Below are 9,601 nucleotides of genomic sequence, written 5' to 3' on the forward strand. Positions count from 1 at the left end.
CCCGTCCCCCGACCTGAACCCGGCCCGCCGTACGATCTCCTGGGCCTGCGGCCCCTCCAGCCAGCCGGCGAAGGCCGCCGACGCCTCCGCGACCGCCGGATCCGTGGCGGTGACCACGTACGGATAGTCGAGGGTGATCGTGCCCTCACGCGGGTGCAGCGCCACGAGCGGGTCGTCCGAACCACGCAGATTGTGCCGGTGCACCGACTGTTCGGGAACGATCACGACCGGCCGTTGCCAGAACGTGCGGTCGTCGACCGCGTCCAGCAGGCTGTGGTAGTCGGGCGCCGAACCGGCCTGCGCCCACCGTACGAACGCGGTCAGCGCCTTGTCGGCCTCCGGGCCCGTGCCGACGACGTCCCTGGCGGCGGCCACCGTGGCGATGCCGGCCCCGGCCAGTGACGGGTCGGGCACGCGTACGATGTCGGGCTCGTCCTCGGTGGGTGTCAGCCGCCCGCGCACGGTGGAGGGGAAGACCATGCGCCAGTTCATCTCGGTCCCGCCGACGGAGAACCGTCCGGCCAGCGACTGGCGGGTCGCGAACACGAGCGGCGACGTGGCCACCACGCTCTCGCCCGCGGGCAGCGTGCTCGCGCCCTGCTGGCGGGCCAGCCTGATCCACGCGGAGGAGTCGGCGATCCAGCCGTCGGGCCGCTCGCGCAGCACGCCCGCCCGGTCGCCGATCAGCGTGCGCAGGACGGTGGCCGGCGGGTGCTCGGTCACCTGGACCAGCACGCACCGGCCGCCGACCGCCGTCTTCGTCTCGTTGAAGCGCCCCGCGGCCTCCATCGCCGCGGGCGCCACGTCGGCCGCGGCCGCCACGCTGACCAGAACAGGCTCTCGTGCGCTGCACAGGACGGCCCCGCCGCCGAGCGCCACGACGACGCCCGCCACGACGATCGCCACAGCCCCCAGAGTCGCCAGCACACCCCGCCGGAGCGCCTTCCTGCGCCGCTGCTGCGGTGGCAGCGCGGCATGGTGCCGACCCAACCGCACGGTGAACCTCTCTCCGCGGAGTGATCCCAGCGCCTCCCGTGGCGGGCGCAAGCCTTGCTAGAACATGTTATAGCTAGGCGATCGGCAGGGCCCTCCTGACGCTCTGGCACACCCCGTCACTCGCCTGCGAGGCACGCAGCCGCTCCGCCGGCGGGGTCCCGTACTCGGTGGTGCGCTGCCTGGCCGGGCGGCCCGTCACCCCGACCATCTCCCGCAGCTCGCTGATGGTCTTGTACGAGCCGTTCTCCGAGCCGGCCATGCGGCTGATGGTCTCCTCCATGAGCGTGCCGCCGAGGTCGTTCACGCCGCCCTGGAGCACCTGACGGCACAGGTCGTCCTGGAGCTTGACCCAGGAACACTGGATGTTCCCGATCGCGCCGTGCAGCAGGAGCCTGGCCAGGGCGTGCACGGCCCTGTTCTCCTGCGCTGTGGGGCCCGGCCTGGCCAGGCCGGCCAGGTAGATGGGGGCGCTGGTGTGCACGAACGGCAGCAGCACGAACTCGGAGAACCCGCCGGTCCGCTCCTGGAGCCGGCGGATCAGCTTGATGTGCCTGACCCAGTGCAGGTGGTTGTCGACGTGCCCGTACATCATGGTGGAGGTCGTGGGGATGCCCACCTCGTGCGCCGTCGTGATGACCTCGACCCACTCCGCGGCCGGCAGCTTGCCCTTGGTCAGCACCCACCGCACGTCGTCGTCGAGGATCTCGGCCGCCGTCCCCGGCAGCGAGTCGACGCCGGCCTCCCTGGCCGCCTCCAGCCAGGCGCGCACCGACATGTTCGTCCGGCTCGCGCCGTTGATGACCTCCATCGGGGAGAACGCGTGCACGTGCATGTCCGGCGTCCTCGCCTTCACCGCCCTGGCGATGTCGAAGTACGCCGTGCCAGGCAGGTCGGGGTGGATGCCGCCCTGCATGCACACCTCGGTCGCCCCCGCCTCCCACGCCTCCTGCGCCCGGTCGGCCACCTGGTCGAGGCTGAGCGTGTACGCGTCGGCGTCGGTCCTGCGCTGGGCGAACGCGCAGAAACGGCAGCCGGTGTAACACACGTTCGTGAAGTTGATGTTCCTGTTGACGACGTAGGTCACGTCGTCCCCTGCCGCCTCCCTGCGCAGCCCGTCGGCGATCGCGGCCAGCTCGTCCAGCGCCTCGCCCTCGGCCCCGAGCAGCGCGACCGCCTCGGCGTCCGTCAGCCCCGCGGGATCCGCCTCGGCCCGTCTGAGCGCCGCCCGCACCTCGCCGGGCGTCACGGCGGCGGAGCGGCCGGAGCCGTCCCGCGCTCCGGCGGGCTCCCCGTCGAGGCGGTCGCGGAGTGCGGTCCAGTCGCCGTAGACGTGGTCGAAGTCGTCCCGCCGGTCGCCGGTCCTTCCCGTCGTGTCGACCTCGACGTGCAGATCCACCCGTCCCGACGCGCTGAACCCCCCGTCGGGCTCCTGCCACGGCAGCCCGCGCGGGACCGCGTCCTGCCTGGCCAGGCCCGTGTCCGGGTCCGCCAGGGCGGCCACGTGCCCGGACAGCCGCGGGTCCAGCCAGGGCTCTCCCGCCAGGACGTACTCGGGGTAGATCGTCAACCGCTCCCGCAGCCGGAAGCCCGCCTCGGCGGTGCGCGCCGCGAGGTCGTCGATCTGCGGCCAGGGACGCTCCGGGTTGACGTGGTCGGGCGTGAGCGGCGACACCCCGCCCCAGTCGTCGATGCCGGCCCGGATCATGAGCGCGTACTCGGCGTCCACCAGGTTCGGCGGCGCCTGGAGGCGGACGCGGGGCCCGAGCACGAGGCGGGCGACGGCGATGGTGGCCGCGAGTTCCCGCAGATCGGCGTCGGGCAGCCCGCGCATGGCGGTGTCGGGCTTGGCGCGGAAGTTCTGGACGATGACCTCTTGGACGCCGCCGTACTCGCGGGCCACCCGCCGGATCGCGAAGATCGACTCCGCCCGGTCCTCCACCGTCTCGCCGATGCCGATGAGGATGCCCGTCGTGAAGGGCACGCCGCTGCGGCCGGCGTCCTCCAGCACCCGCAGCCGCACGGCCGGGTCCTTGTCCGGGGACCCGTGGTGGGGCTGTCCCTTCTCCTCGAACAACCGCCGCGACGTCGTCTCCAGCATCATCCCCATGGACGGCGCGACGGGCTTGAGCCGCTGCAGGTCGCGCCAGCTCAGCACGCCCGGGTTGAGGTGCGGCAGCACCCCGGTCTCCTCCAGCACCCTGATCGCCATGGCCCGCACGTACGACAGCGTGTCGTCGTAGCCGTGCGCGTCGAGCCACTCGCGGGCCTGGTGCCAGCGGTCCTCCGGCCGGTCGCCCAGCGTGAACAGCGCCTCCTTGCACCCCATCGCCGCGCCCTGCCGGGCGGTCTCCAGCACCTCGTCGGGGCTCAGGAACGGCGAGTCCAGCTTGTGCGGCGCGGTCGCGAACGTGCAGTAACCGCACCGGTCCCGGCAGAGCCGGGTCAGCGGGATGAACACCTTCTTGCTGTAGGTGATGACGCCCTCACGGCCGGCGGCCGCCAGCCCGGCATCGCGTACGCGGGAGGCGTGCTCGAGCAGGGCGTCGAGGCGCTCGCCCCGGGCGTGCAGCAGGACGGTCGCCTCGGTGACGTCGATGGCCTTGCCGTCGCGGGCACGGGCGAGAGCACGGCGGAGCGCGGAATCGCTGACGAGACTCATAAGGGCACAGTACGTGGAGCTGAGTTCGCCGCTCGCACCCAGGGGCGGCTCAGAACGCCCGGTAGTCGCGCACGGGCATCCGCGGCCCGCGGGCGGGCGGACGCAGCCCGCTCAGCCAGACCAGCACCGTCGCACGGTGCCGATGCCCTTCGTACGGCTCCAGCAGCCGCAACATCCCCTGGTCGTCGGTCTTCTCCCCCGTCAGCGCGTAGCCGACGAGCTTGGCCAGGTGGAAGTCGCCGACGCTCACCGCGTCAGGGTCGCCGAACACGCGCTGGCGCACTTCGGCCGACGTCCACACCCCGACGCCCGGCAGCGCCCGCAGCAGCCGGTCGAGCTCCTCGGTGGTGGCGGCGGCCTCCAGCTTGGCGGCGTGCCAGGCGGCGGTCGCGACGGTCCTGGCGCGTACGGCCTCCGCGCCTGCCCGGTGCCAGTGCCAGCTCGGGATCTGCCGCCACACCGCCGCCTCCGGCACGACCCGCATGCCGTCGGGCGCGGGACCGGGCGCGGGCTCGCCGTAGCGGGTGAGCAGCCAGCGCCAGGCCCGCCACGCCTCCCGCCCCACGACCTTCTGCTCCAGCACGGCGGGGACGAGGGCCTCCATGACGCGACCGGTCCTGCCGATCCGCAGCCCCGGATGTCTGCGGACGGCCTCGGCCAGCACCTCGTGCCTGACGCTGAATCCGGCGAGGTCGTCATGGCCTCCCAGCAGCGCCGGCAGCGTCTCCAGCGCCCAGTCGGCCCCCGGACCCCACGCCCGGCCGTGCACGCGGCCGCCCTCGACGCTCACCCGCAGCGTGCAGGGCCCGTCGGGGGTCCTGGACGTGCGCCACACGGCGCCGTCGCCGCCGGTGCGCCAGGTGGGGTCGCCGCCGCCGCGCCGGTGCGGCTGCAGGGCCAGCCCCACGTCGAGCGGCCCGCCGGGCTCCCACCTGCGCTCCTTCACCGTTACAGTCTCCCCGCGGGCGGGCGGTGTCTCAGACGTCGCTGGAATAGCGCACCGCGCGTTCGGGCAGCGCGACGTCGGGCCAGACGCGTACACCGTGCCGCAGTTCGTTGCCCGGCCCCACGACGGCCCTGTCGCCGACCACGGCGTCGTGCACCACCGCGCCCGCGCAGACCCGCGCGCCCGTGCCCACCACGGAGTCGGTGACGAGGGCGCCGGGCTCGATGACGCAGTCGTCGAGCAGCACCGAGCCGACGACCGAGGCGCCGGCGCCGACCACGGCCCGCGCGCCCACGGCGGTGCCGCCCTGCACCTTGGCCTCGGGCGAGACCCGTGCCCCGTCGAGCGCCAGGTGTTCGCCCGCCGGACCGGGCAGCGCGGGCGAGCCGAGCCGGCCCAGCACCAGGTCCCGCGATCCGCGCACGAACGCGGCGGGCGTGCCGACGTCGAGCCAGTAGGTGCGGTCGGCGTAGCCCAGCACGACCTCCCCCGACTCGATCAGCCCGGGGAACGTCTCCCGCTCCACCGACACGACCTCGTCACGCGGGATCGAGTCGATCACCGACCGGGTGAAGACGTAGCAGCCGGCGTTGATGCGGTTGGTCACGGGGTTGGGGGTCTTCTCCAGGAACGCGGTCACCCGTCCCGACGCGTCGGTCGGTACGCATCCGAATCGGGTGGGATCGTCCACTTCTGTCAAATGGAGCGTTACAGCGGCCTGCCGCGCGAGGTGCGTGCGCACCTGATCGCCGATGTCGTGCCCGGACAGGATGTCGCCGTTGAGGATCAGCACGGGGTCGGAGGGGCCCGAGGTGAGCGCCTCGGCGGCGTTGCGGATGGCGCCGCCGGTGCCGAGAGGCGTCTCCTCCGTCATGTACTCGAGCGAGAGCCCGAATGCCGACCCGTCACCGAAGGCGGGCTCGAACATCGCCGCCTTGTAGGAAGTGGCGAAGACGATCCGGCGAACGCCGAACGATCGCGCCCGCGCGAGCTGGTGCGCCAGGAACGGCACTCCAGCGGTCGGGAGCAGCGGCTTCGGCGTGCCCAGTGTCAGCGGGCGCAGGCGCGTGCCCTGCCCCCCGACCAGGAGGATCGCCTCGAGGTCTGGCAATGAGCTCGTCATCATTCCGTGAGGTTACCGAACTATTCGATCGCGCGTTGATAGGAGCTGAGATGCGCCTCGGCCGAGGCGTCCCAGGTGAATTCACGGGCGCGTGCCAGCCCCGCCTCCCGCAGTCGACGCCTGCGCGCGGGCGCGGCGAGCAGCTGTCCGAGCGCCGCGGCGATGCTGTCGGCGTCGGGCTCGGTGTAGGCGACCGCGTCGCCGCCGACCTCGGGCAGCGAGGAGCGCTGGGTGGTCAGCACGGGGGCGCCGCACGCCATGGCCTCCAGCACCGGCAGCCCGAACCCCTCGCCCCGGGAGGGAAAGGCCACCACGAGCGCGCCGCCCAGGAACCCCGGCAGGTCCGACGCGCCGAGGTAGCCGGGACGCACGACCTTGACGGTGGCCTCGACCTCACGGCACGCGGCGTCGACGTCGTCGTCGTGCATGCCGCCGCCGCCGATCACGAGCGCGGGCGGCCGCTCCAGCGTCTTGACGGCCGAGGCGAAGCCGCGGACCAGGTTGGGAACGTTCTTACGAGGGTCGAGCGCGCCCAGGAACGCCACGTACGGCTGACCGTGCAGCCCGCAGCGCAGGGCCGCCCGGCGGATCTCCTCCTCGGACGGCGGGTGGAACTGCGTCAGGTCGACGCCGTGGTAGGCGACGTCGACGCGGGTCGGGTCGGCGGCGAGCACGCGCACCAGCTCGTCCCTGGTCGCCTTGGACGGCACGATCACCCGCCGGGCGTGTCGCACGGCCGTACGGGTGGCCGAGCGGAAGAACGACGCCCGCGGCCGGTGCTCGTCGGGCTCGGTGAACCAGGTGGCGTCGTGCACCGTCACGACGGTCGGCAGCCCGGAGCCGAGCGGGATGGAGTAGTAGGGGGCGTGGATCACGTCCGCGCCGGCCTTGCGGGCGAGCAGCGGCAGGCCGGTCTGCTCCCAGGCGAGCCTGGCGGCCCTGTTGGTGATCGCGACCGGCCCGGCGATGACGTGCGCCGAGGGCGCGAGGCTGCGGTATCGCTCGGCCTCCGACCGCTGGCAGACCACCGCCACGTCCGCGCCGGCCCGGTCGAGCCCGGCCACCAGCCCGTCCACATATCGGATCAACGCGCCGCGGTCCGCGGGGACCGCTGCCGCATCGATGAGCACTCGAGGCATACGAAGATCTTCTCCCCTCAAGATCAACGCGGGACTGGCGTCCCCCTCTCACCTTCAGCTTATGACCAGCGTCCCCTAAATCGTGGTCCAAATCACACCTAGTCGCGACGTGCGGCGATTCCGGCCATTCCGGCGCAGATCAGGTCCCCCACGATGAGAACGACACGCGACGTGAGCGCCACCGCGATCGCGAGGCCGGCGGCCAGATGAGGGGACAGCACCCCGACCATGGCGGCCTCCCGCACCCCCGCGCCGGCCGGCACGACGAAGGTCAGGATGCCCAGGCACCACGACAGCGCGAAGGCGCCGATGGCGAAGAGCAGCCCGCCCTGAGGGGCGATGAAGAAGAAGTGCACGCCGTACGCGGTCCAGCCGGCCAGGGCCCAGCCGAACGCGGCGAGCATGCCGCGGCGGGTGAGCGGGCGTTCGAGCGGCTCGCGTTTGAGCCGGCGCAGGGCGTAGCCGATCACGCCGTTGACGACCTTGGGTTCGAGCAGGACCAGCAGCAGGGGGAGGAACAGCAGCAGCCAGCCGTAGCGGTCCCAGCCGAGCGTGACCAGCGCGACGAGCAGGCCGGTGGCCAGCTGGACGGGCATCATCAGGAAGAACGCCGCCGCGCTGCGCGAGCGCGGCACGCCGAGGTCGCGGCCCATCTCCATCTGCGCCAGCACGGGCCAGATCGCGCCGGGGATGTACTTGCCCAGCTGGCCGACGAAGAAGACCTTGGCCGCCGCCCTGAGCGGCAGCGGGGAGCCGAGGTCGGACAGCAGGGTGCGCCAGATGAGCATGGCGGCGAGCAGCGCGGCGACCACCATGACCAGCGAACCGCCGACCGCGGGCCACGACAGACCGGCGAATCCGGCCAGCACGTCGTCCCACTGCCCGGCCACGGCCCATCCGCCGAACCCGAACGCGATGAGCAGGAACGCGTACCTGGTCGCGGTCCGCACCATGGACCGCCTCGGGCGGGCCGCCTCCTCGCCCGCGCCGGCCGAGCCGTCGCTCACGCCGGTCGCGCTCACAGCGGGCGGACCGGTTCGGGCGGTTGCGGCAGCGCCGCGCCCGCGGGCCGCCGCGGCGTCTTGGTGGCCACCCACAGGTAGGTCGGCACGACGGGCAGCAGCAGCCGCAGCACGGCGCGCGGCGCCCTGGCCAGCACCGCCTTCACCACTCTGCCGAGCGCCCCGGGGAACAGCTCGGACCCGGCGAACCTGGTGGGCGTGGCCAGCACGGGGAACGTGTAGTCCCACACGTGGAAGGCGCGCAACATCCTGCGCAGGCCGCGGCGGGTGCGGAACCGTTCGTAGTAGTGGTCGGCCCTGCCGGACGCCCGCACGTAGCGGTCGGCGGCCGCCGGCGGCAGATAGGACAGGAACGGCAGCTTGTAGTGGGGCTCCATGACGCCGAGCCGGTTGCCGAGCCCGAGATAGAGCACCCCGCCGTCCGACAGCACCCGGTGCATCTCGGCGACCACCGCGTCGGGGTCGACCACGTGCTCGTAGATGTGGTTGAACACCAGCACGTCGACCGACCCGTCGGGGAACGGCAGCGCCGTGCCGTCGCCGCAGACGAACGCCACCCGCTCGCCGAACCGGTCGGCCGCCTTGCGCAGGCCCGGCACGTCGATGTCGACGCCCAGGGTGTGCCTGGCCCCGGCCTGCGCGAGCTCGTCGGCGATGAACCCGGCCGAGCAGCCGACGTCTCCCACGGTCAGCCCGCCGAGCGGCCCGTTGAAGTGCTCGATGACCGCGATGATCTTGGCGGCCTTCCGCCTCCGCTTCTCCTCGTCGAGCATGGCGGACTGGAACTCGCTGTATTCGAGCTGCGCGACCCGTTGCTTCACCACGGTGGCCACAGTACCGACCTCGGCGCCAATTCGATGTCAAGCCGCTTTGGTACGGTGGCCGACCTGGCTCAACACCGACGAACGGGGGCGAAGTGGCGTTCTTCGAGAAGATCAGAGGCGAGTTCATCGACATCGTCGAATGGCTCGACGACAGCCGCGACACCCTGGTCTGGCGTTTCCCCCGCTACGAGAACGAGATCAAGATGGGCGCCCGGCTCGTCGTACGCGAGTCACAGGTCGCCGTCTTCGTCAACGAGGGCCAGATCGCCGACGCGTTCGCGCCGGGGACGTACACGCTGGAGACCCGCAACCTGCCCATCCTGTCCACCCTCAAGGGCTGGAAGTACGGTTTCCACTCCCCGTTCAAGGCCGAGGTGTACTTCGTCAGCACCCGCCAGTTCGCGGACTTCAAGTGGGGCACCCAGAACCCGATCATGGTGCGGGACGCGGAGTTCGGGCCCGTGCGGCTGCGGGCGTTCGGCGCCTACGCCGCCAGGGTGATCGACGCCCGTGCCCTCCTGCGCGAGCTGGCGGGGACGGACCCGCGGTTCCGCACCGAGGAGGTGGAGGGCTACCTGCGCCAGATGGTCGTGGGGCGGCTCGCCCACGCCCTCGCCACCGCGGGCGTCCCGCTGCTCGACCTCGCCTCCAGGCAGCACGAGATGGGCCGGCGGCTCTCGGAGGTGCTGACGGCCGACCTCGCGGGCGTGGGCATCGCCATCCCGACCTTCACCATCGAGAACATCTCGCTGCCGCCCGAGGTGGAGCAGGCGATGGACAAACGCTCGCAGATGGGGATCGTGGGCGACCTCGGGCAGTACGCCAGGTTCCAGGCCGCCGAAGCGCTCGAGAACGCCGGCGGGGCGGGCGAGGGCATGGGGCTGGGCATGGG

The 9,601-nt window shown here is 72.6% G+C and carries 8 protein-coding genes; 1 reads left to right on the forward strand and 7 read right to left on the reverse strand.

Annotation, left to right across the window (positions count from 1 at the left end; genetic code table 11):
- The 7 genes from E1267_RS40335 to E1267_RS40365 form a co-directional block, all read right to left on the reverse strand.
- A partial coding sequence (locus tag E1267_RS40335; RefSeq protein ID WP_246064612.1) for a substrate-binding domain-containing protein occupies positions 1-996 on the reverse strand: 996 nt, incomplete at its 3' end.
- Between the two features lie 73 nt (positions 997-1,069).
- Positions 1,070-3,655 carry a bifunctional FO biosynthesis protein CofGH gene (locus E1267_RS40340; RefSeq protein WP_132341044.1) on the reverse strand — a complete coding sequence of 862 codons (2,586 nt, stop codon included), beginning with the start codon at positions 3,653-3,655 and terminating at the stop codon, positions 1,070-1,072.
- A gap of 49 nt (positions 3,656-3,704) precedes the next feature.
- Positions 3,705-4,601, reverse strand: coding sequence for a DNA-3-methyladenine glycosylase family protein (locus E1267_RS40345; protein WP_132341046.1), 897 nt, complete (start codon positions 4,599-4,601; stop codon positions 3,705-3,707).
- Between the two features lie 31 nt (positions 4,602-4,632).
- Positions 4,633-5,727, reverse strand: a complete 1,095-nt coding sequence (gene manB, locus E1267_RS40350) for a mannose-1-phosphate guanylyltransferase (protein ID WP_220449912.1) — start codon at positions 5,725-5,727, stop codon at positions 4,633-4,635.
- A gap of 17 nt (positions 5,728-5,744) precedes the next feature.
- The gene (locus E1267_RS40355; protein ID WP_132341048.1) at positions 5,745-6,863 is read right to left on the reverse strand and encodes a glycosyltransferase family 4 protein; all 1,119 of its coding nucleotides are present in this window, start codon (positions 6,861-6,863) and stop codon (positions 5,745-5,747) included.
- 98 nt (positions 6,864-6,961) lie between these two features.
- On the reverse strand, positions 6,962-7,870 hold the full coding sequence (locus tag E1267_RS40360; RefSeq protein ID WP_246064614.1) for a lysylphosphatidylglycerol synthase domain-containing protein: 909 nt from the start codon (positions 7,868-7,870) through the stop codon (positions 6,962-6,964).
- Between the two features lie 11 nt (positions 7,871-7,881).
- The gene (locus tag E1267_RS40365) at positions 7,882-8,709 is read right to left on the reverse strand and encodes a class I SAM-dependent methyltransferase (RefSeq protein WP_132341050.1); all 828 of its coding nucleotides are present in this window, start codon (positions 8,707-8,709) and stop codon (positions 7,882-7,884) included.
- 92 nt (positions 8,710-8,801) lie between these two features.
- Here E1267_RS40365 and E1267_RS40370 point away from each other — a divergent pair.
- Positions 8,802-9,601: SPFH domain-containing protein (locus E1267_RS40370; RefSeq protein WP_132341052.1), on the forward strand; the 800-nt coding region annotated here is incomplete at its 3' end.

Origin of the sequence: Nonomuraea longispora (assembly GCF_004348345.1) — a bacterium.
Taxonomy (GTDB): Bacteria; Actinomycetota; Actinomycetes; order Streptosporangiales; family Streptosporangiaceae; genus Nonomuraea; species Nonomuraea longispora.